Annotated in this window: 17 protein-coding genes; 10 read left to right on the top strand and 7 right to left on the bottom strand. The window is 45.9% G+C overall.

Translation table 11 applies throughout. The annotated features are described in order from the left end of the window. Positions 1–184: 184 nt before the first annotated feature. Complete coding sequence (locus BIZ37_RS21235) at positions 185–1,828, bottom strand: VRR-NUC domain-containing protein (RefSeq protein WP_187463209.1); 1,644 nt, start codon at positions 1,826–1,828, stop codon at positions 185–187. A gap of 168 nt (positions 1,829–1,996) precedes the next feature. On the opposite strand from BIZ37_RS21235, the gene BIZ37_RS21240 reads away from it, so the two are divergent. After that, entirely contained in the window at positions 1,997–3,481 is a 1,485-nt protein-coding gene (locus BIZ37_RS21240; RefSeq protein ID WP_187463210.1) for a phosphatase PAP2 family protein, read from the top strand. A 157-nt stretch (positions 3,482–3,638) separates the two neighbouring features. After that, positions 3,639–6,704 (top strand): FAD-binding and (Fe-S)-binding domain-containing protein, encoded by a 3,066-nt coding sequence (locus BIZ37_RS21245; RefSeq protein WP_187463211.1) that lies wholly within the window; start codon positions 3,639–3,641, stop codon positions 6,702–6,704. A gap of 70 nt (positions 6,705–6,774) precedes the next feature. Here BIZ37_RS21245 and aqpZ read toward each other — a convergent pair whose 3' ends face one another. From aqpZ to BIZ37_RS21260, 3 genes are all read right to left on the bottom strand, one after another. After that, the gene (gene aqpZ / locus BIZ37_RS21250) at positions 6,775–7,464 is read right to left on the bottom strand and encodes an aquaporin Z (protein ID WP_370577438.1); all 690 of its coding nucleotides are present in this window, start codon (positions 7,462–7,464) and stop codon (positions 6,775–6,777) included. A gap of 136 nt (positions 7,465–7,600) precedes the next feature. After that, positions 7,601–8,422: a UDP-2,3-diacylglucosamine diphosphatase gene (locus tag BIZ37_RS21255; RefSeq protein ID WP_187463213.1), complete on the bottom strand. Its 822-nt coding sequence runs from the start codon at positions 8,420–8,422 to the stop codon at positions 7,601–7,603. A 93-nt stretch (positions 8,423–8,515) separates the two neighbouring features. After that, positions 8,516–9,400 (bottom strand): LysR family transcriptional regulator, encoded by an 885-nt coding sequence (locus BIZ37_RS21260; protein ID WP_187463214.1) that lies wholly within the window; start codon positions 9,398–9,400, stop codon positions 8,516–8,518. Between the two features lie 192 nt (positions 9,401–9,592). Here BIZ37_RS21260 and BIZ37_RS21265 point away from each other — a divergent pair, with 192 nt between their 5' ends. Beyond that, on the top strand, positions 9,593–10,267 hold the full coding sequence (locus tag BIZ37_RS21265; RefSeq protein ID WP_187463215.1) for a cation transporter: 675 nt from the start codon (positions 9,593–9,595) through the stop codon (positions 10,265–10,267). 70 nt (positions 10,268–10,337) lie between these two features. Here BIZ37_RS21265 and BIZ37_RS21270 read toward each other — a convergent pair whose 3' ends face one another. Continuing rightward, complete coding sequence (locus tag BIZ37_RS21270; protein ID WP_107297604.1) at positions 10,338–10,817, bottom strand: NYN domain-containing protein; 480 nt, start codon at positions 10,815–10,817, stop codon at positions 10,338–10,340. Between the two features lie 176 nt (positions 10,818–10,993). On the opposite strand from BIZ37_RS21270, the gene BIZ37_RS21275 reads away from it, so the two are divergent. The 3 genes from BIZ37_RS21275 to BIZ37_RS21285 all read left to right on the top strand — a co-directional run bounded on the left by BIZ37_RS21275 (position 10,994) and on the right by BIZ37_RS21285 (position 14,126). After that, positions 10,994–11,737: a DUF2884 family protein gene (locus tag BIZ37_RS21275; protein ID WP_187463216.1), complete on the top strand. Its 744-nt coding sequence runs from the start codon at positions 10,994–10,996 to the stop codon at positions 11,735–11,737. A gap of 338 nt (positions 11,738–12,075) precedes the next feature. Beyond that, positions 12,076–13,887 (top strand): sensor domain-containing diguanylate cyclase, encoded by a 1,812-nt coding sequence (locus BIZ37_RS21280; RefSeq protein WP_187463217.1) that lies wholly within the window; start codon positions 12,076–12,078, stop codon positions 13,885–13,887. Between the two features lie 83 nt (positions 13,888–13,970). Further along, positions 13,971–14,126 carry a hypothetical protein gene (locus BIZ37_RS21285; protein ID WP_170114891.1) on the top strand — a complete coding sequence of 52 codons (156 nt, stop codon included), beginning with the start codon at positions 13,971–13,973 and terminating at the stop codon, positions 14,124–14,126. A gap of 55 nt (positions 14,127–14,181) precedes the next feature. Here BIZ37_RS21285 and BIZ37_RS21290 read toward each other — a convergent pair whose 3' ends face one another. Further along, the gene (locus BIZ37_RS21290; RefSeq protein ID WP_187463218.1) at positions 14,182–16,557 is read right to left on the bottom strand and encodes a YgiQ family radical SAM protein; all 2,376 of its coding nucleotides are present in this window, start codon (positions 16,555–16,557) and stop codon (positions 14,182–14,184) included. Between the two features lie 312 nt (positions 16,558–16,869). On the opposite strand from BIZ37_RS21290, the gene BIZ37_RS21295 reads away from it, so the two are divergent. Next, a complete protein-coding gene (locus BIZ37_RS21295) occupies positions 16,870–18,078 on the top strand; it encodes a ribose-phosphate pyrophosphokinase-like domain-containing protein (protein WP_187463219.1) in 1,209 nt (402 codons plus the stop codon). 122 nt (positions 18,079–18,200) lie between these two features. On the opposite strand, the gene BIZ37_RS21300 is transcribed toward BIZ37_RS21295, so the two are convergent. Continuing rightward, positions 18,201–19,139: a LysR family transcriptional regulator gene (locus BIZ37_RS21300; RefSeq protein WP_187463220.1), complete on the bottom strand. Its 939-nt coding sequence runs from the start codon at positions 19,137–19,139 to the stop codon at positions 18,201–18,203. 119 nt (positions 19,140–19,258) lie between these two features. On the opposite strand from BIZ37_RS21300, the gene BIZ37_RS21305 reads away from it, so the two are divergent. The 3 genes from BIZ37_RS21305 (at position 19,259) to BIZ37_RS21315 (ending at position 21,490) form a co-directional block, all read left to right on the top strand. Next, entirely contained in the window at positions 19,259–20,203 is a 945-nt protein-coding gene (locus tag BIZ37_RS21305) for a universal stress protein (protein ID WP_187463221.1), read from the top strand. An 82-nt stretch (positions 20,204–20,285) separates the two neighbouring features. Next, positions 20,286–20,729 (top strand): phosphate-starvation-inducible PsiE family protein, encoded by a 444-nt coding sequence (locus BIZ37_RS21310; RefSeq protein ID WP_107297610.1) that lies wholly within the window; start codon positions 20,286–20,288, stop codon positions 20,727–20,729. 200 nt (positions 20,730–20,929) lie between these two features. Beyond that, positions 20,930–21,490: a type II secretion system protein gene (locus BIZ37_RS21315; protein WP_187463222.1), complete on the top strand. Its 561-nt coding sequence runs from the start codon at positions 20,930–20,932 to the stop codon at positions 21,488–21,490. The last annotated feature ends 800 nt before the right edge of the window (positions 21,491–22,290 follow it).

Below are 22,290 nucleotides of genomic sequence, written 5' to 3' on the forward strand. Positions count from 1 at the left end.
TATTTACAGTGTCCCTTTCAAAATTTATTAATTAATACCTAGATATCTCTGCATATTCGTTAATTTGAAATGATCAATAATTGTTATTTATTGCATTATACTGCTTTCAGTTGTTGGTTATTAATACAAGTTAGCGATGCCTTATTTATATCTTGTTACAGTTAAATAGTGCTAGACTTTAGCCCTAGTACCATTCAACGTACACCACTTTGGCTGTAATGCTATGTTGCTCAAACATCTTAAGCCATCGAATTTGGTTATTCTGCAAGGTATCCCCCGGGCCTTTTACTTCGGCAAGACAGTATTGCCCATCTTTAAATAAGGCTAAATCGGGGAAGCCACTGCGGTTGTTTTTTGGATCAAATAAGATGCGCTTGAAGATGGCTGTTAAAGCCAATACGGGAATGACAGAAACTGCTTTTATCAAGATATCTTCAGTGAACACGCCCCAATGAACCCAATCATTACTTAGCCCTTGCTTAGCGTTATACACCGCTAACCAGTTATCCCATACACCGCTTTCAATCTCGTTGAGACGCTTATCAATGAGTTGTTTACGGTTGAGGTAGAAATCACTCGAAAACATATCTTTAGGTGAGCGCTGGAAAGGGTTGAGGAATGCGCCTTGTTGGGCAGAAAAAATAATGTCCCACATGGCAAGGCCAAACAACCCGCAAAGCAGGGCGTTTTCAAGATAATAGGTTTGCCAGCCCTGTTGTTGGTAGTAGGCCGCGACATCAAGTTCAACGCAAGGTTGTTGTTGAATCAACTTGAGTTTTTCACTGTCGAATTTGGGTTTTCTCCTCGGCGGCTGTTTGTCCCCTAACTTGTTGAGTAAACGGTGGTTGAGGACGTCGGCAACATCAGCCTCTTCCTCGTTTTGTGGTGTTGCCAGTACCCGTTTGGCTAAATCCAATGCCTGCGTTGTTTCCCCCTGTTTGTCGAGGATCCTGATCTGCCTTTCTCTTGAAGGTGCACGTTCGCTTTGCTTGAAAAGTGCAAGGGCCTGGTCAAGGCGGTTTGAATCATGATTACCCAGTCTTTCTAGATCACGGGCAATATGATTGATAAGGCGTTGGCGTTTTCGCTCCAGTGGTTTCCAATCGAATGCACCGGGCAGATCAGATTGCATTTCAGCGATAGCTTGTGTCTCTCTTGCTTCTTTATGCTGCCAATATATGTCTGATTTTTCGGAGAGAGCTAACCAGTTATCAATGTGCTCCCTGTGTTGGAATAAGCGGAAGGCCGTATCAATCGGGTAGTCTTCAAATTGCTGGATACCAATATCAGCCAAGACAAACTGGCTGAGATCCTGATGGGTATTACCAAAAAAGAGTAAGCAGAAAACCGATAAGTGCTCCGCATAATGAACTTTCAGTATTTCACTACTCAAGAATGTGAGATCAGGGTGATGCTGGATGACTTGTTCAACAATCTCTGCTTTCTTAGCTTGTTTGCTGCCCGAAAGGAAATCGAAAGTGCTGAGAAGCTCAGGCTTAGTAAATAACTGGCAAAAATCTCGATGGGAAATAGCGTCGTGTTGCAGTGATATCAGTCCTACTTGGTCCAACTCTTCGAAGGCTTTTGCCAAAAGTTGTATTTCAGGATAGTGGATTTTATCGCGTCTAAACAAAGGCCCTTTGCGGGTAAGTAGCCTGATATAGAGGCACTGTGCGGGTTCAGTCAAGGCGAGATAAGAGTTGTACCAAAGTGTTTCTTGCGCAGTCAGCAAATCAGAGTATTGATCGGCAACAGTGCTCACCAAGCAATGGAAGTTATCTCGGTAATAGGTTTCTGGTAAATCCGGGGAGGTTGCTTGGGTATTCATACTGTTAAATAGGCCAGTGTTATGAAACTGATGATTGGGTGACTGAATGAGCAAGGTAGCATGATGACATTAGAAAACGTACACCATCTATCTATTTCAATGGTTTGAGTATTTGATTATTGATAGCATCTTAAACACTACTCCTCAAATCTAGCATTGGATTACCCAGTGAAATCAAACCCCATCCTCCAGTATGTTGTACTTATTTTTCTGGTAGCTCTTAGTTTTAACGCTAACGCCGGAAACAGCGCGAGATATTCCGGTCAGCAACCAGACAACATTGTCGGGGCGGTTTGCGTGATACGCAATGGCGATAACTTGATTATGTTATTAGAAGCCATTACCAACAAGCTGTCACTACCTGGGGGATATATCGATAAAGGGGATACGCCCCAAGAGGCAGCTGCGCGCGAGGCCCTCGAAGAGGCGGGGATTGAAGTCGAGGTTGAGCACCTGATCCAATATCGCGATAGGGCGGCCATTTATGCCTGCCGGGCTAAATCGCCTATTCCTGTTTCATCGTTTAGAGATAGCCGTGGATATCCTATTGTGGCGTCATGGTTTGCCGAGCATTTTGCAACAGAAGTCGAGCGAGTTTACCTCATCGACCCATCATTAACCGAGGCCCGAGAACACCGCTATGCTGAAGATGCTGCCCTTTTACCGCAATGGCTTGCGTCCACTCCTGATAGTGAAGTGAAGGTCTACGACCGTTTTGATTACGACATTAGCCCTTTGCACGAATACGAGCTGGGCTTGATAGGCCAGTTCCAACAAGTTATCTCGACGTGGTCGTCTTTTTCACAGTGGCTTTTTGGTGGTTTGATGCACGCTCTCGCTGTGCTGGGAGGGCCATGGTTTGTCTTTGTTGCATTGGCTTTAATGGCAGGGTATTACCGAACGCGGTTTTTCCTCGACGTTACTTGTGTGATATTGGTTACCTTGCTTGGCGCCTCTTTACTTGAACATGGCTTGATGATGCCCCGTCCGTTTTTCATTATCCCTGACCTGCAAAAAGTTAATGCACCCGGTTTTGGTTTTCCTAGTGAACAGGTATTGATGGCCTCCCTGCTATTTGGGGGATGGGGATACTTGTTGCAGCGTCAGGTCAAAACTAAACAGCAGAAAGTGATGATAGCGTTGTTGGTTGTGTTAGTGGTTGCCGGGCAGGGTGTGGCTAGGGTCTGGTTTGGCGTTCACTTTATCAGCGATGTGATTATGAGCATGATGCTCGGCTTTGCTATGGTTGCCATGTTTATCCTATGGCGGAGAGATACGTGTAGGGCTTACCGGCAGCTATTGACGAGCCGATGGTTTTGGCTCGGTTTGGGTATACTAACAGGAACTGTGGCGGGTATATCATTGGTACCAGCCCAAGCCTATTTGTGTTCACTTCTGCTGGGTATTTTCTTCGGGATCAATTATGCCCTGAAAGTTGACCAGATAACGCCTCAGCTATCGGCCAAGCGACGCTTTGTCGCTTCTATTGGTGTATTGCTCGGTGCGGTTGGTATCTCGGGGGCAATGATGGCCATCGCTGCGGTGCAATCATCAACATTGATGGTATTGGGTATCAATACAAGTGGCTATTTGCTACTGGGGGTTTGGCTAGTTTGCGGTTCGTCGTGGTTTCGGCAGCAGCTGAGCCGTTAGCCTGTCAGTTACGTAGAATATATGAACAGGTTAGTGGATTGAACCCGATACTTTTTTTCCCGATCTTGCTGGGGTAAAGTGTGACAACAACCTAATTATAAAGCAATGGAGAGGCCAGTCGTCGTAGGATACGGCGTGATACTGGACAAGGAGAGCAATGTTACCAGCACTGACACACCAAAACGGTACTGAGGAATTGGTACTATCGTTCCTACAAGAACTGGAAAAAGCCGGTTTTAGTGGTGATATAGAAAGCTCGTATGCTAGCCGTCTTGCGGTGGCAACGGATAATAGCGTCTATCAACAACTGCCACAGGCTGTCATTTTTCCTACCAACAACCAAGATCTGGTTACATTGGGCCAATTGGCTCAGACTCAGTCTTTCACCAGTATTACGTTTTCGCCCCGTGGTGGTGGCACAGGCACCAATGGTCAGTCGCTGACCCCTGGTGTTGTGGTGGATTTATCACGGCATATGAATCAGGTTTTGGAAATCAATGCCGAAGAGGGGTGGGCAAGGGTACAGACTGGCTTGGTGAAAGATCAGCTCAATGATGCCCTTCGGCCTCATGGTTTCTTTTTCTCTCCAGATCTCTCTACCAGTAACCGGGCAACCATAGGCGGTATGATAAATACCGATGCTTCAGGTCAAGGCTCTCTCAAGTATGGTAAAACCTCAGACCATGTTTTGGGTCTCAAAGCGGTATTGGTAGATGGTTCGGTGCTGGATACCGAGCCGCTTCAAAGTGATGCTATTCAGTCGTTGCCTGTTGCAAAAGAGCTTGCCAGTCAGGCCCTTAAAGTGTCTGAGCAGGTATGCCGAGAAAAGCGCGAGCAAATTGTAGACAAGTTTCCACCGCTCAACCGTTTCCTAACCGGTTATGACTTAAAAAACGGTTTTGATGAATCACAGGGTCAGTTTGATATCACCCGTCTGCTGTGTGGTTCGGAAGGTTCGTTGGCCTTTATTACCGAAGCCAAGTTGAACCTTACGCCGATCCCAGAATCCCGTACCCTCGTTAATATCAAATACGATAGCTTTGACTCGGCGCTACGTAATGCCCCTATGATGGTCGAAGCGCAGGCACTGTCGGTAGAGACTGTCGACTCTCGGGTTTTGAATCTCGCGAAGCAAGATATTATCTGGCACACGGTCAGTGAGTTGATCACAGACGTGCCAAACCAAGAAATGCTAGGGATCAATATTGTCGAGTATGCCAGTAATGACCCAGCGGAAAACCAGCAGCAAGTTGATGACTTGTGTTTGCGCCTTGATGAGATGCTAGCAAAAAAACAGCATGGCATTATTGGCTATCAAGTTTGTACTGAGCTTGCTGATATCCAGAAAATCTACAATATGCGTAAAAAGGCCGTGGGCTTACTCGGCGCGGCAAAAGGTAGCAAAAAGCCGGTCCCATTTGCTGAGGATACCTGTGTCCCACCGGAAAATTTGGCTGATTTCATTGCTGATTTCCGTCAACTTCTCGATGAGCACCAACTGGATTACGGCATGTTCGGTCACGTCGATGCGGGCGTGTTACATGTTCGCCCTGCGCTAGATATGTGCGATCCCCAGCAAGAGCGCTTGATGAAGCAGATTTCCGATCAGGTGGTTGCTTTGGTGGCAAAATATGGCGGCTTGATGTGGGGGGAACACGGTAAAGGCTACCGTTCAGAGTACGGCCCTGACTTTTTTGGTGAAGAGCTATTTACCGAACTACGCCGAATCAAGGCAGCATTTGATCCCGATAACCGGATGAACCCCGGTAAGATTTGTACACCGCTGGAAAGTGACGCTGAGTTAGTCAAAGTGGACGGCGTGAAGCGTGGCTACTTTGACCGTCAGATCCCTGTGAAAGTGCGCGATAGCTTTAAACAGGCGATGGAATGTAATGGCAACGGTTTGTGTTTTAACTATGACACGAGTTCGCCAATGTGCCCGTCAATGAAAATATCCGCCGATCGCCGCCATTCCCCTAAAGGGCGTGCAGGCTTGGTACGTGAATGGCTTCGCCAACTCTCTGAGCAGGGTATTGATCCTGTCGAGCTTGAAAAATCCCTCATGGACAGTTCACCGTCCGTGAAGCAAATCATTGACCGTTTCAGGAATAGCTTTGGGTCTAAACGTAATGACTACGATTTTTCCCATGAAGTCATGGAAGCGATGAATGGTTGTTTGGCATGTAAAGCCTGTGCCAGCCAATGCCCAATCAAAGTCGATGTACCGAGCTTCCGCTCGCGGTTTATGAATATCTATTACAGCCGTTACCAGCGTCCTGCCAAAGATTACCTTGTCGCCTATGTTGAAAGTTACTTGCCTATTATGGCCAAGGCGCCAGCAACGTTTAATGCGATTATGCGCCCAAATTGGTCGAAAAGTCTGACGGCAAAAACAATTGGCTATGTGGATATGCCTGCGCTATCGGTGCCGACGCTGTTTGAAAGCTTGGATGGCCATCATTCAACGCGCTTTGACCTGCAGTGGCTGCAAGCACTATCGCAGCGTGAGCGTCAGGACTATGTGCTGATCGTCCAAGATCCGTTTACCAGCTACTATGATGCAGAAGTTGTTCGCGACTTGGTATTCCTTGCCGAAAGACTCGGTAAAAAGCCAATGCTGGTACCGTTCAAGTCAAATGGTAAAGCGCAGCATGTAAAAGGGTTCTTACGCCAGTTTGCTAAAACGGCCAAGAGCACAGCTGACTTTCTCAACCAGTTAGCTCAGTTGGGGATCCCTATGATGGGTGTCGATCCAGCCCTTGTCCTGTGTTATCGCGATGAATACAACGAAGTCTTGGGTGGCAAGCGCGGAGATTTCGAAGTGCTGACAGCCCATGAATGGTTGCTCCCTTTACTGGCAGAGAAACCCGCAGCACCACAAGTTGAAGGTGATGACTGGTATCTGTTTGCGCACTGCACTGAGAAAACAAAATTGCCGAATGCAGAAAAAGAGTGGGGAACCATCTTCCGTCACTTCGGCGCTAACTTGAAGCCAGTTTCAGTGGGCTGTTGTGGGATGGCAGGAACGTTTGGGCACGAGAAAGACAAGCTAGAGACATCGAAAGGCGTCTTCGACCTTAGCTGGCAGCCGAATTTGGCCAAGTTGGATCCAGACAGGTGCCTTGCGACAGGTTACTCTTGCCGTAGTCAGGTAAAGCGTTTTGAACACATAAAGATGAAGCACCCAGTCCAAGTACTCGTTCGGATTTTAACGAGCCGATAGGGCTATATACTGGGTTACTCAACCAGCAAAAAATAATGCGGCGTTTGGCCGCATTATTTATTTGTGGGGTTTATTCGTTATCAGGGGAAAGCCACCGGTACACTAATCCTGCGATAAGCGCCCCGAGTAATGGTGCTAACCAGAACAACCATAGCTGGGCCATTGCCCAGTCGCCGACCAAAACGGCAGGACCTGTACTGCGAGCAGGGTTTACTGAGGTGTTGGTGACTGGAATGCTAATCAGGTGGATCAGTGTGAGCGCCAAACCAATCGCCAAGCCTGCCATTGCAGGAGATGCCAACTTGTGGGTTGCGCCAAGAATGACTATCAGGAACATGAATGTCATAACAAACTCGCTGATAAAGCCTGACATCATGGTGTAGTTACCGGGGGAGTGGTCGCCATAGCCATTGGACGCGAGGCCTCCTTCGAGGCTGAAGCCGGCCTGACCGCTAGCAATGATATAGAGAACGAATGCTCCAGCGATTGCCCCCAATACTTGAAAGACAATATAGGGAATGACTTCACTGGCAGGGAAGCGACCGCCAGACCATAGGCCGACAGTGACTGCAGGGTTGAGGTGACACCCTGAAATATGGCCAATGGCATAGGCCATTGTGACAACAGTAAGCCCGAAAGCGAGCGATACGCCTAACAGACCAATTCCGACATCAGGAAAAGCTGCCGATAAAACAGCACTGCCGCATCCACCGAGTACTAACCAAAAAGTCCCGATGAACTCGGCCACTAGTTTTTTTATCATTTAGGCCTACCTCTAATGAACTTCAACAAATAATTGTGTTTACTGAGTATAGAAACCTTACATTGAGACATAGGCTCAACAATGAAACTGAGGTAGTTGTACTGTAATTAAGTAGGCCGGCTTCTATTGCAAATCAGGCCACTTTTTCTTTTGATACTTCAATAGCAGGGTTATCCGATACGATTTTAAGCGAATGATTGCGGGCGATTTCTTGATACCTGTCTGTCCAACTGATTAATGATAATTCACCGTCAAAGGCTTCGGCGATACAGGTGCAGTTTTCAATCCAGTCACCGTCATTGAGGTAGAGGATTTCCTTGTCTTGCACAATAGAGGGGTGGTGGATGTGGCCGCACACAATGGCATCGACATCTTGTTGGCGGGCATGGTTGATTGCCGCATGGGTAAAGCGCTCAATAGCCTGGTTGGCTTTATCAACTTTGGATTTCAGATAGCTTGCCAGCGACCAATAGGGTTTGTTACGCAACTTTTGGAAAAGGTGCCACCAACGATTGATAAACAATAAGAAGTCGTAGCCAACATCGCCAATCATGGCATGGAAGCGGTTGTGGCATACCACACTATCAAATTGATCACCGTGGATAGCAAGGATACGCTTACCGTTTGCTGTGGTGTGTATATAAGCGTCATGTAATTCGACATGGCCGAAGTTGAACTGGACAAACTTCCTAACGGAACTGTCATGGTTTCCCGGGATATAAATAATTCTCGTACCGGCATTGGCTTGTTCCAATAGCAAGCCAATGATCTGGTTATGACTTTCTGGCCAATAGTGTTTGTTTTTCAGGGACCATAAATCAATGATATCGCCGACCAAAACCAGTGTGTCGGCTTTGTTCTTGCGTAGGAAATCCAATAGATAATCGGTTTTGCAGTCTTTGTTGCCCAGATGGATGTCTGATAGCCAAATAGTTCGGTGATGTGTGACGGACATGTCTCTACCTTGAATATCTAGGGTTTATATAACGCTAGAGTGAAAACATGACCTTTTGTTTGAGCTATCGTGACATCCTTATGTCACTTGTATCTAGTTCGACTCCTTGTCTAGATAAGCCTCTAGCTGGGTTGATAGCCATCTTGAGACTTTACCTAACTGAATATGCTTGCCATAGATTACCCCATAAGGCTGCCAGCGCATCGACTGGTAATGGTTGAGTACTTTCAGCGTACCATCGCGCAAGTAGCTATTGATGAGCACGGATGGGACCGTAGACCAGCCGTTGCCATCGAGTACAGCATTGCGCAGGTGTTCGTAAAAGGTTAGCGCGATATAGTTGCTTGACGTGGGTGAAACGGCGGTAAGGGTTTGATCTTTAATTGCTGCCAGCACAAATTCTGTCGCATGGGCCAAGTCATCGCTGAGCACTTCGTTAAGGTGGTTAAGGGGGTGATCAGCCCGTGCCACCGACATCATTCTAATCTGTCCCAATTGGGTATATTGGTTGTTTGGCAGGTTATCTGTCGTTGGCAATAAACAGAAAGCCATATCCACCATATTCTGCTCGACCATTTCATCAAGCTCAGGAGGCGGTGCGACATAGATAGAGATGCTGCTATTGGGGTATTTCACACTCAGGTCATGGACTAACTGGCGCCAGAAGGCTTCTGGAAGGGCATCGTCTCTGGCAATTCGCAACACGGATTCAACGCCTTCGTGGTGCTGCTGGCATTTGGCATGGATATCATTGGCTATCATCATGATCCGTTCGGCATCACTTCTTATTGAGTCGCCGATTTCCGTTAGCTGTACTTGGTTGCCGCTGCGTTCGAGCAGCGATACACCCAATTCATCTTCGAGTGCACTAAGCGCCGAACTGACCGTCGTACGGTTTTTGCCGCACCTTTTTGCGGCCTCGGTAATCGAGCCTGTTTCGCAGGTATCTAGAAACAGCGCTAATTGACTGAGTTTCATCGCTATCCTGTGTCCTGAGTAGGTTGAGAGAGTAAGGGTAATTATCCTTCAACTTCTAAGGAAAGTCAGTGTTAGCGTCAAAAAAATTGACGCTCAGCGATTATCAGCTTTCGGGCAGGCTCGGTATGATTGCCAGTGAGAACAAAATTGGAAATCAAGCAGGGGATATAGCAACCCTGCACTGAGGTAGTTATGCAATGTAATGTGGCACTGGAGCGCAAGCTTTTACAATTTTCAACATTTTCTGCGCTGTTGTTTGCCGTTTTAGGGATAGGCTTTGGTCTATGGATGGGCTCACTGGTAATTATTTTCGACGGTGCTTATTCATTGGTCAGTTTGGCGTTGACCGTGTTATCCCTGATGGCTGCAGCGTATATCCGCTCGCCATCCCGAAAAGACTCTGAAGCGATCCAGAAGGTTGAGCCAATGGTTATCGCGTTCAAAGGGTTAGTCATCACTTTCATGTGCTGTATTTCATTCAGCTCAGCCATTTTGGCAATACTGGATGGTGGTCGAGATATTGATACCGGTTTAGCACTTCTTTTTGGTGTGATTAACGTTGTGGGTTGCTTGGCGACGTATGTCGTGATGAGGAAGTATGGCCAAAAGTCAGGCTCTAACTTGGTGGTTGCTGAATCTAAACAATGGATGATGGATACAGTGATCAGTGGTGCGGTAATGGTCGGCTTTATCTTGGCAACCGTGATGCAGCATATCGGTTTGGCGGCATACTCTGTATATGCTGACCCTGTGATGGTCGTCGTCGCCTCGGTGTACTTTGTGATTGTACCGTTGAAGATGATGATTGGTGCACTAAAGGAGTTGCGTGGCACCGAAGACTATAAAGCGTTAACGGAAATGCGTTAATTGTGGCAAGTTAACGAAGAGACTGTGAATGTATTTTTGGGTAGGAGCTTGGCTCCTACCTTTTTTGTCTCTAGCGTTTGAGCAGCAGGGTATCTTCAATCTCACGGAAAATATGGGCGGTGTTAATCAGTGACGCTGCGGTGAGTCCCGGAACGCCATAGATCTCAACGTCTATCCCGTACTTGGTTTGGACCTTATCAACCAATAGATCAAAGTCGCCATCACCAGAGAGCAAGATAATACGGTCAACATCTGGTGCATGCTCCATCACATCGAGAGTGATACCGACGTCCCAATCGCCTTTGGCTGAGCCATCACTGCGTTGGATGAATGGCTTAAGCTTAACGTCGAAGCCAATACCCCGAAGAATATTCTGGAACTGCCGCTGTTTTTCATCACCGCGGTGAATGGCATACGCATAGGCTGCCACAACCTCTCTGCCTTGGGAGGCTTCAGCCCAAAAGGCATTGTAATCAAAGTTACACCCATAGGTGTCTTTGACGGTGTAATAGATGTTTTGTACATCGACAAAAATAGCGACTTTTTCCACGATAACTCTTATTTGATTGGGCCAAGGGGTAGTATATACCTAAGTGATTGTAATATGTATTCTTCGCAAGGGATAAATTGCAGAGGGTGGCGGAATGGCGAGTCGCTATCTGCTGGCATTAGGCAGCCGTTTGGGTATAAAGTAGGGCAACAAAATCGGTAAGATTGAAGTTAGCTATGAAAAAAACAGTTATTGCCTTGCCTCTTCTTGCTTGCTCGGCAGGAAGTTTTGCCCAAAGTTGTCCGGTCAATGTACCCAATGATATTCATATTTCTGATGAACAAGTCTCGGTATATCAGGGCGGTGAACCTAAACTCTTGATTGATCAAGATAACCAGCTCTTTATTAATGGCGAGCAAGTGGCGCTGTCTGACCAACAGATGCAAGCCTTACAATCTTACAGTGAGCATGTGAAATCATACCTGCCAAAAATGGCAGAGCTAGCCGATGATGGCGCCAGTATTGCCCAAGAAGTCATCGATGAGCTTTCAGCGCATTTTGGAGAGGGTGATGCTTTTGCTGGCGCCGAGCAGTTAGTCGATGAGTACAGCACGAAGGCTAAACAGAAATTTTATCCTGAAGGCGAGTTCGTCATGCCGGCTGATGTGTTCGGGTCGATGGAGACAGATTGGAAGCAAGAATTTGAAGATGCCCTGAAGCATATCAGTGTTGAATCGGTATCGGGCGTCATTGCTTCGCTTTCTGAGGAAATGAAAAGCGGCGACCTGAGCTTTTCTGAATTTCAAACCCAGTTATCTGAGTTGAAAAAGAGCTTACAGAAAAAAATACGACAACGCTCTGGCGAAGTCGCCGAGCAGGCAGGATCTGTGTGTGAGTCTATCGAAGGTTTGGCGGAAGAAGAGCAGCAACTGCAGAAAGTCATTCCTGAGCTGAAAGATTACCCAATGTTTTATATCTAAGCCTAACGTAAATGAAACTCTTCTCGTTTAAAGCCCTGCCATGCAGGGCTTTTTCGTAACTAGAGATTTTGGCGCCCTGGGTATAATTGATGGAGGAGGGCTATTTTCAAATATTGGTTTATTTTTCTCGTGCTTTTTTCTTATTAACTCTTGTTTGTTGCGTATAAAGTAGGATTTTTCACCTCACCTTGCGAACTTTTGTGCAATAGATCACTAAATAGTGCTTTGATTTCTATAACTAAAAGCGCTTTTTCTCTACATATGGATAATGTTGCATTACGCGCGGTCAAAATTTTGACCGGGTGACAAAAAATAAACTTCAAAGGTTATTGAAGTACATGAAAGTACAGCCCAGATTATTAATTTCGATTATATTTCCGCTGGTGATCTCTGTCTTAAGCTTATTAATTTATGTCGGTTACAGCGAATATAAAAATAACCAAAATGCAGCAATTAGCCAGGCAACCTCAAACGTACGCATTGCACGGGAGTATTTGGAGCACCATTTCCATTCCGCACAAAGCCACCTGTACCTTTTAGAGCAGCTCTGGGAGGAGAAAAACAGTATTGATGGCCTAATGGGAGCGGCGCAAACGATAGTGAGTGAGAAAAGCAAATACCTCGAAGTGGGCTTGCTCGCTTATGGTAATTACTATGGCACCGATGGTTTTTACAGAGAAGCTGTGGCCCAAAAGGTTGCCAAGCGTCCTTGGTATATGCCCGCTAGAACGGGACAAAACTATATTACGCCCATGTACCTAAGCGGCAGTACAGGAAAGTGGACGGTTGCCTTTGTTGCTGTGCTAGAAGCTGTTAAGCAACAGGAAGTTCGGATTATCCTGGAAGTCGATGTCGAAAGCTTGTATGACAACCTGTCGCTGCTCAAAACATTGGATCATGGCTATGTTTATGCGGTTGAGCGGGGGACTGGGAATATAGTCATGCACCCTGATCCAAGTAGGATAGGAACGCCGTCTGTCAGTGTCAGCCGCGATTTGCTGGCTGCTATCGAGAAAGGCAAGGGGGCTGGCATCATTTCTTCCTATGAGTATAAGGATAAGGAAAAATTCAGCGTTTATGAGGTAAATGATTTACATAACTGGATTGTTTTATCTGGCGCGGCTAAGTCTGAAATTATTATGCATACCTTCAGTATCAGTGCCGTTACTCTGTCACTCTTGGTATTCATCCTAATCATTGGTTTGTCGTTCTATATTATTCACCGGGTGCATATTTATGGTAGGCAGCTTAGTGAAGTCGAGAGCCTTCCCGAACTGCTCGATGCATTGAAGCAGATGGTTGAAGGGGTTATTGGCTGCCAGTCAATCCACCTGTATATGCGAAATGTGTACTCGGGTGATTTTGAATCGGCACAGTGCAAGCATTGTATCTCTGAGAAAGAGTTACGACTGAATTTAGCGTCGAAATTGGGAAGGTTGGCAAAATTGCCAGAGAAGCAACCGGATATCCTATCGGCTTTTCTCGCGCCCGGAAAAGCATGTATTCGAGTGCCATTAACCAAGAATAAACAGTTAATCGGGTTGTTATACATCACTTCTCCTCGTTTGGAGTTGCCATTCTTTATTAATATGCTCAGGACTTATGCCCAAGGGGCGTTAGGGCATGTCATGCTGGCGTTGAGGATTCAGCAAACCGATGCCATGACAGGTTTGAGGAATAAGAACTACCTGCAGGCTCAAATTGAAAAGCAGATCAAAGCAGAGGCTAAGTGTTATGTAGCCATGATTGATATTGATGATTTCAAAATCATCAATGATTCCTATGGGCATTTATTTGGCGATCAAGTCATCACATCCGTGGCAAATTGCTTGAGAGAGGAAAGTGATCGGCATGCTGTTGTGGCCCGTTATGGAGGTGAAGAGTTTGCTATCTTGTTGCCTGCCAAAGATTTACTGGCCGCTAAAGCAAAGCTGGAGTCCATTCGTTCTAGTGTTTCGGGTGTTGAGATTACAGATGGTCGTAAGTCCTGCCGGGTACATGTGAGTATCGGAGTGGCGGAAGTTAGCGGTAACATGGAAAAATCCATAGCCAGAGCCGATCAGGCACTCTACCAAGCGAAGGCCAATGGCAAAAACCAGGTTGTGATTTATTGTTTAAACAGTATGTTACAAACGACTTTTGCCGAGTAGTGAAAATATGATTGGCTAGACAGATCAGGCATTACTGGTCTGATATGGTTGTTATATGAGTCAATATTCATTGTGGTGTTGAGATGCTGAAGCTTGCTGTGATCATTGTACTTTTGTTGCTGGGAGCACTAGTAACTAAGTATCTTGATGAGAAATCGCAACAGAAAATTTTGATTGGCTTCGGTGTGCTGGTGGCACTGGCCGTAGTGGGGCTGATGGCATCGGAGTTGATGCGATAAGCGACTGTAACATGCAGTATGTAAAAGAAAGCCCGCTATCAGCGGGCTTTGATGTTTATCGTGCGCGAGAACGGTTAGGTTTTCCACCGGAGCGTGATTGGCTAGGCTTGCCATTACGCGGTGTATTCCCTTTTCCATTTCCACCTTGTCTTGACTGAGGCTTCGAACCGTTACTCGGGCCTTTGGTGTTCTGGCCGTTTCTGGTATTCGATGATGAACCGTTTCGGCTACTATTTGGCTTGCTGCCTTGCTTACCAGTTTGGTTGCTTCCTGAGTGGGCCCCATTCTTGCGCTGGCCTCCACGCTTACCATCTTTGCGGATATCAGGCTGGTTAGGGTGTTTGGTTGCAAAGCGCTTCGAACCATGGCGGCCTGAGCCACGGCGTTGTGCCGGTGTCATTTCGGCTTCGCTGCCTTCTTCTGGTACCAAACAGTTAGGCCTGTCGCCAATCAAATGTTTTTTGCCCATGCTGATCAGGGCTTCACGGATCAACGGCCAGTTCAGTGGATCATGGTAACGCAACAGGGCCTTGTGCAAACGACGTTGGCGTTCACCTTTGGCAACAAACAAGTCTTCACGCTTTTTGTATTTAACACGCTTGAGCGGGTTCGTTTCCGAGTGATACATTGCTGTAGCATTACACATCGGCGATGGGTAGAAGTTCTGGACCTGATCACACTGGAAATCGTTCTTCTTCAGCCACAGAGCCAAATTTAGCATATCTTCATCGGTAGAGCCTGGGTGGGCAGAGATGAAGTAAGGGATCAGGTACTGCTTCTTACCTGCTTCTTTGCTGAATTTCTCGAACATTTCCTTGAAGCGGTCATAGGTGCCCATGCCCGGCTTCATCATCAGATCCAGCGTGCCTTTCTCGGTATGCTCTGGTGCAATCTTCAAGTAGCCACCGACGTGGTGGGTCACCAATTCTTTGACATATTCTGGCGATTCAACCGCAAGGTCATAACGGACACCTGATGCAATCATGATCTTCTTGATGCCGTCGACGTTACGCGCTTTACGGTACAAGTCGATGGTGTGCTTGTGGTCGGTATCCAGCTTTTTACAGATCTCTGGGAAAATACATGACGGGCGGCGGCAGTTCTTCTCGGCACGAGGATCGGAACACCCTAGGCGGTACATGTTCGCCGTCGGGCCACCAAGATCAGAAATCGTACCGGTAAAGCCTGGCACCTTGTCACGAATTTCTTCCAGCTCATTGAGGATCGATTCTTGGGAGCGGTTTTGGATAATACGGCCTTCGTGCTCAGTGATTGAGCAGAAGGAACAGCCTCCAAAACAGCCACGCATGATGTTGACACTGGTCTTGATCATGTCATAAGCAGGGATTTTCGCTTTGCCATATGCCGGGTGTGGTACTCGTGCATAAGGCAGGCCGAACACATAGTCCATCTCTTCTGTCGTGAGCGGAATAGGTGGGCGGTTAATCCAAAGCTCACGATCACCATGTTTCTGGACTAAAGCACGTGCAGAGTACGGGTTGGTTTCCAAGTGCATCACACGACTGGCGTGGGCATAGAGGATACGGTCGTTACGCAACTTTTCGAAAGAAGGAAGTCGAATAACGGTCGTTTCGGCATCATGGCGAGAAGGTTGGATCTGAACGGGCTTAGCTTCAGGTTCTTGTGCTTTTTCACTTTTGTTAGTGGCACAGGTTTCTTCTGTCGCGTACGGGTTAGGCATTGGCATGGCCTTGCCCGGCTTTTCGATGCGGCTAGAGTCGATCTCTTTATAGTGTTCTGGGCGCTCCCGCATGATCACCGCAGTACCGGCAATATTGGTCAAATCAGCAATGTTTTCGCCATCAGCAAGGCGATGAGCGACTTCCACCAGTGCACGCTCTGCGTTACCAAAGAGCAGAATATCGCCTTTGGCATCAAACAGCACTGAGCGGCGGACTTTGTCGGACCAGTAATCATAGTGGGCTAAGCGGCGCAAACTTGCTTCAATACCACCCAGTACAATCGGGGTATCTTTGTATGCTTCGCGGCAACGCTGAGAATAAACAAGTACTGCACGATCAGGGCGCTTACCCCCTTCGTTATTTGGCGTGTAAGCATCATCATGGCGCAGTTTACGATCAGCAGTATAGCGGTTGATCATCGAATCCATGTTACCGGCGGTTATGCCGAAGAACAGGTTTGGCTGCCCCAGCGCCATGAAGGCATCTTTATTGCCCCATTCAGGCTGCGCAATGATACCCACACGGAAGCCTTGTGCTTCAAGCAAACGTCCGATGACGGCCATACCAAAGCTAGGGTGGTCGACGTAGGCATCACCGGTAACGATAATAATGTCACAGCTATCCCAGCCCAGCGCATCCATTTCGGCACGGCTTGTCGGTAGGAAAGGTGCAGTACCGTAGCATTCCGCCCAGTACTTTGGATACTCGTTAATTTTGTCTGAAATCATTTGCTTACAGTTTTCTCAAAATGGGGCTTAGCAGGACACCGAGATGCCCAGCCTTTTTGATAAATTATGTTTTTGGCCAAATACCAACGAAAACAGTGCCGTGGTCTGTCGGCACTAGAGAATAGTATAGGGCGTTAAAAGGGGGGCAGTTTACCACGTCTACTGTGTATTACATCTTTTTTACTCTTTCAGTACATAGTAAGTATTACTGAGAGGCATTTGGTGCGTAAGGTCCAGTTTGCTCCTGCCGTTTTGTTCATTCTGTAATAGAATACCCGCAACCAACTCTCTTTCTTATTGATAAGGAATGCCATGAGCAGCCAGAATGCACAATCAGACGATGTAGTGATTGTCAGTAACTCTTCCGACAACCCTTTCGCGATCGACGTCGCATATGCAATGGGCCAGGATGAAGATATCTCCGATGTAATTAGCATGAAGCACTTCATGAACACTGAGTTTTGCCCACGCTTTATCTCAGATGAAAATGATATGGAGAATATTGGCAATAGCTTAGAAGGCAAGACCGTTGTTATTGTAAGTACCGGTAACTTGGTGACAAGTCGCCAGGAATTGGCCATGCATAACCTTATCATTGCACGAGCGGCCAAAGAAAATGGTGCCAGCCGTGTGGTATTGGTTGAACCAGACTTGTTTTTCTCAGCTCAAGATCGTGGTCCCCGTGCAGATTTGGGGGATACGCATGGTGAGCGCGATACAGCCGACATTAAGAAGTTTGATGGCCAACCCTTTACTTCAAAGCTCTATGCCCAGATGTTGAAGCTTGCTGGAGTTGATGATGTTGTGACGGTGCATAACCATTCTGTTTCGGTACAGAGAATGTTTAGCGAAGTGTTCGGTGGTCGATTCTACAACCTTATTCCTTACACGATTTACGCTCATTATTTATTGAATTCAAATATATTGAATTACGGTCCAGACGGCGAAGGTCTCGTTCTCTGTGCTCCAGACAAAGGTGCTCGCGACTTCGTCAAAGAGATGTACAACACACTTGGTTTGACCAAGGCAAAGTTCATCATGCTAGACAAAGAACGTACTGCTGAGCGCAAGGTAGAAATCACCCTCCACGAAGAAAGTGAAGACACCTTCGAAGGCTTGAACAACCCTAGCATCGTATTATTCGACGATATGGTCCGCACCGGTTCTACCGTAGTTAAATCCTGCCAGTTCCTTCAGCAGTTGAAACCTGACCGCATGGTATTCACCGTCTCACATTTCTACGCAAGTACTGAGGGTCGTGAGCGTATGTCTAACCCTGCACTGGGTGAGATCCTGACACTGAACACTATGCCGACGATCCTCAACCGGGATGAGCAAGGACGTTTACGCAAGAAAATGGTTGTCTTGAAAATTGAGAAATTCTTGGCTCAGGAACTGTGTAAGATTCTGAATTTACCGCAGCGCTCTGAAGAGACTAATCCGTACAAAATTGACATGTCATCGAAGAACCCTCGCTTCCAGCGTAAAATTTGGTTCTCTGACCAACTCTCCGAACTGTAATCGTTAATATGGTCATCACGTAACTCTTTAAGTCTACTGTTCAGGGTGATGACTAAAGTAGGGAAACAAGGTGTTTCCCTACATCTTCAACAACCTATTCTATAGGTTAATCTGCCCACTTATCATTCTCCCGATGTAATACCCTGCTTATTGTGGGATTGTTTATCTGTAGCATGTTGAATAAAAGCTTCACTGAGCGGGGTCTGATGTTTGAGCGGGGCTTTAACGATGTGCCAATTGGTTACGATGGGGAAACTGGCAATGGAGAGTTTTGCCAGTTCCGTACTCGGTTCATCTTCTAAAGCGTATTCCGACAATATGGTTAGCCCCATACCTGCAATCACACAGTGCTTGATGGCTTCATTGCTTTCAATAACCAGCTTAGGTGTGAATTGGAGGTTGAGTTTTTCAAAATGGGCGTCGATAGCGAAACGGGTACCTGAGCCGGGCTCCCGAGACAGCCATGGATAATTCAATAGCTCTTTGGGCTCTACGTGCGATTGGCTGGCAAGTGGATGATGTTTGGGGGCTACAGGATAGAGGCGGTTGGGGAGAAACTGGATAGAATGTGGCTCCATTTGCGGTTCCAAATGGCTAAATAGATAAATGTCATCTAACCCTTGATGATAACGCTCCACCATTTCCTGCCTATTTCCTACCTTCAAGACGATATCAACTAACGGGTATGTTTGGCAGAAACTGCCTAATAGGTGTGGGATGAAATATTTGGCAGAGGTAACCACAGCAACCTTTAATGTCCCTGCTTTAATCTCTCTTAGGTTTGCCAAATCAATCTCTAGCCTATCTATGGTATCAAAGATCTCATTGGTGTATTTCGCCAAAGTATCAGCAGCTTGGGTAAAGATAAGTTTTTTGCCGACGACGTGGTACAAGGGCATGCCGATTAAATCGGTGAGTTGGCGTAACTGAATAGAAACGGTTGGCTGGGTTAAGTTTAGCGTCTGGGCCGCCAAGGTGATTGAACCTAGTTCGTAGACACTCAGGAATACACGTAAGTTCCTGATATTACCTATTCGTTGCCTGAGGTGTTGTTGGGACATATATAGATGAAATCCTATGAATGTCATGTTTAATATTAATTATACTTTGGGTATTGAATACTGCATATTTGTTCTCAAGCAAGGCACCTATGAAGGTGTTCTGCACCTGAGGAGGCGGTATGAGTTTCAATCAACTTCTTATTCCTATTGCGCCAGAACAGCAACTTGATGACTCATTTCATCAAGCATTCAAATTTGCCAATCAAATTTCAGCCCAAGTGACACTGCTGACTGTTATCGAAGATTTGGCGGAGTTAAAGGAAATCTCACGCTTTTCCTGTACAACACTCGATCTTCTTGATAAATCGACGAAAATTTATCACGGCATCCTCAAGGAGTGGGTCCAGTCACTCAAGCAGGAATATAGCAACATCAAATTCAAGACCAAGATTCGAATTGGTATCCCGTTCATTGAAATCATCAAAGAGGCGAATGATAGCCAGGCCACTATGGTGATTCTTGACACCCATAGGGAGGCAAAAGAAAAAGCCTGCCAGCGCGGTAGTACGACTCTACATATTATGCGTAAATCGGAAGTGCCAATTTGGTCGATAAGTACAGCACCACGACCGGTGAAAAACATTGTGGCTGCTTTAGACATTTCAAACCAGGACTACCGTGATTTTAACGAGCAGATCCTTGCGCTAGCCGTTGAGTTTTGTTCGATAATCGGCGCGAGTTTAACGGTTTGCCATGCATGGCGGTTGGACTCCGAAGGGTTCCTGAGGAAATGGAGTGGCTATGATGACCTGGACATTGCCCTTTTATCGAAAAAAATGCGCGATGAAAGACTAGGGCGATTGCGGTCACTGCTTATGCCTTATGAAAACAGCCCGATCCAAACTTCAATAAAAGTGCTTGAAGGGGAAACGCGCCAGATCCTTCCGAAATATGTCAATGAAGAAGGGACGGATTTGGTGATATTAGGTTCGTTGTCACGTACTGGCATTGCAGGCTTTTTGATGGGTAATACCGCTGAGTCACTACTTAATGAAATCGGTTGTTCTGTTATTACGCTTAAGCCTGATGACTTTACATCACCGGTATTGGAGGAAAGTGAATAGGGATTATCGCCTAGACAATTCCAAGTTGAGAAACCTCAATATGGCATAGTAGGAGCGGGCGGCGATAAGAGGAGGGAGAGTCATGAAAATTGACAGCAATGATGTGTTATCTGCAAAGCTCCAAGTGATTATCCATTGGGCCGTCAGGGCTCTCTCGATTATCATGGTATTCGTTATCGTCATGGGGGTGCTTGATGTTGCCTGGATACTCTATCAACGCCTGATAACGCCTCCTCAATATATCTTGACTATTTCCGATATGCTGGCGACGTTTGGCGCGTTTATGGCTGTACTCATTGCCATTGAAATATTTATCAATATAACTATTTATCTCCGAGAAAATGTTATTCATGTAAAAATAGTCATGGCAACTGCATTAATGGCCATTGCCCGAAAGGTCATTATTATCGATGTGGAAGAGATGGAAGTGGCCTATTTGTATGGTATTGCTGCGGTAGTATTGAGCATGAGTATCGGCTATTGGTTAATTCATCAACTCCCGAGAAAGAGTCATCTCGAAGAGTAATAGGAAGGTTAGGATTTATGCAAAATGTGAATATTTTGCAGCTCCGGTGAAACATTGCCCATGTTTGTATTGAAATGTTTCCAGATGGCTTATTAGTATTTTTACTGATTAGGATTGAAAGATACGCCTATCATATTGACTGAAAAGTGCTTCGCCATTAAATTGACGCCCATTAGAGTTAATACTCATAGGGAATAACAATGAAGAGAAATGGCTTTACACTTATAGAGTTAGTCGTCGTGATAGTGATTTTGGGTATCTTGGCGGTTACTGCTGCGCCACGTTTCTTGAATTTACAGGTCGATGCGAGAAATTCAGCACTGGAAGGTTTGAAAGGTGCTGTCGAGTCAGGACTTGAACTCGGCTACGGTAAAATGGCTATGGATGGATTAGAAAGTAATTCTTATGTTACTAATGTCACCAGTACTGATAAAGTACATACTGCTGTAAACATTTCAATACCTGGATGTGAAATGAGTACGAACGAAAGAAGAACCTGCATTTTTAGGTTCGGTTATCCTGAGTCAGATTTTTATACTATCACTACGTTAGTCGACGGAATAAATCGGCATTACAATCAGGAAAGGGATTGGGGTATCACGAAGAAAAAAGATGCTAGAGAGTTAATAATTACTGATAAATCAAACCTTGACTATGATGTTATTCCTCCTCGCCTAATAAATGACAACTGTTATCTTCAATATAACTATCCAGATGATGAAAAAGCAGGATACAAGTTAGATTTTATTGCTTGTCAGTAGACGGAAGAAACTTCGCCTTAAATATTGACACCCGCTCCCTATAAAGAGCGGGTGTTTTTATATGGGAAGTTTAGCAACCGGAGTCTATAACTTGAGTCTGGAAATCTCCTGAGTTAGCCACGGCTAAAAAGCAGTTGCTTCTTAGCAAATCATTCTTGAATTTACTTGAGCCATCAACCACTGCTTGCAACTTCATCGTAAGTGACATCAAAACCAGTTAAATCGATTTTCCATACCTTTCTGAGGTTATCCACTTAAGCAACAGGAAGGGCGTAGAAAGCATTGATAGTTGAACTGTCTCCCATAGGGAATAGTTAGCATTGGTATGTCGTTCTATATATGTAATGTACTGCATGTATACATAGCTTCCTTTCTATAGGTGTAAGTAAATTGGCGCTTTGTGTGAGCCTGATCACAATTGTATCGATGCGGCTGATATGTAAGTGATTGAAAGATTTTGTATGCCAAAAGATGCAGATGTTAACGCAGTTGCAGTGAAATGCTCACATTGGTACCATGAATGAGCTAAAGCGTAACGATTTGGGATACTATGTACACGATTTTTTCGTTACTCAAATGGGTAGTTTTGATTTATTTGGTCAAGACTGGGCGTATCCAAGAATCAACCTTTATAAAGTGGAAAAAAATGACCTTGAGTGCCGTCACAATGATCGTGCTGCACTCGACACTGGTTATCCATTTAGTTGAGGGTGTTGATTTACAGAGCAATGGAACTGGCGATGGGTATTACCTAAGAGAAACGTTTTCCGCATTACATAATAAGGAGGCTTAAGCCTCCT

This window comes from Photobacterium sp. BZF1 (assembly GCF_014349205.1).
Taxonomy (GTDB): Bacteria; Pseudomonadota; Gammaproteobacteria; order Enterobacterales; family Vibrionaceae; genus Photobacterium.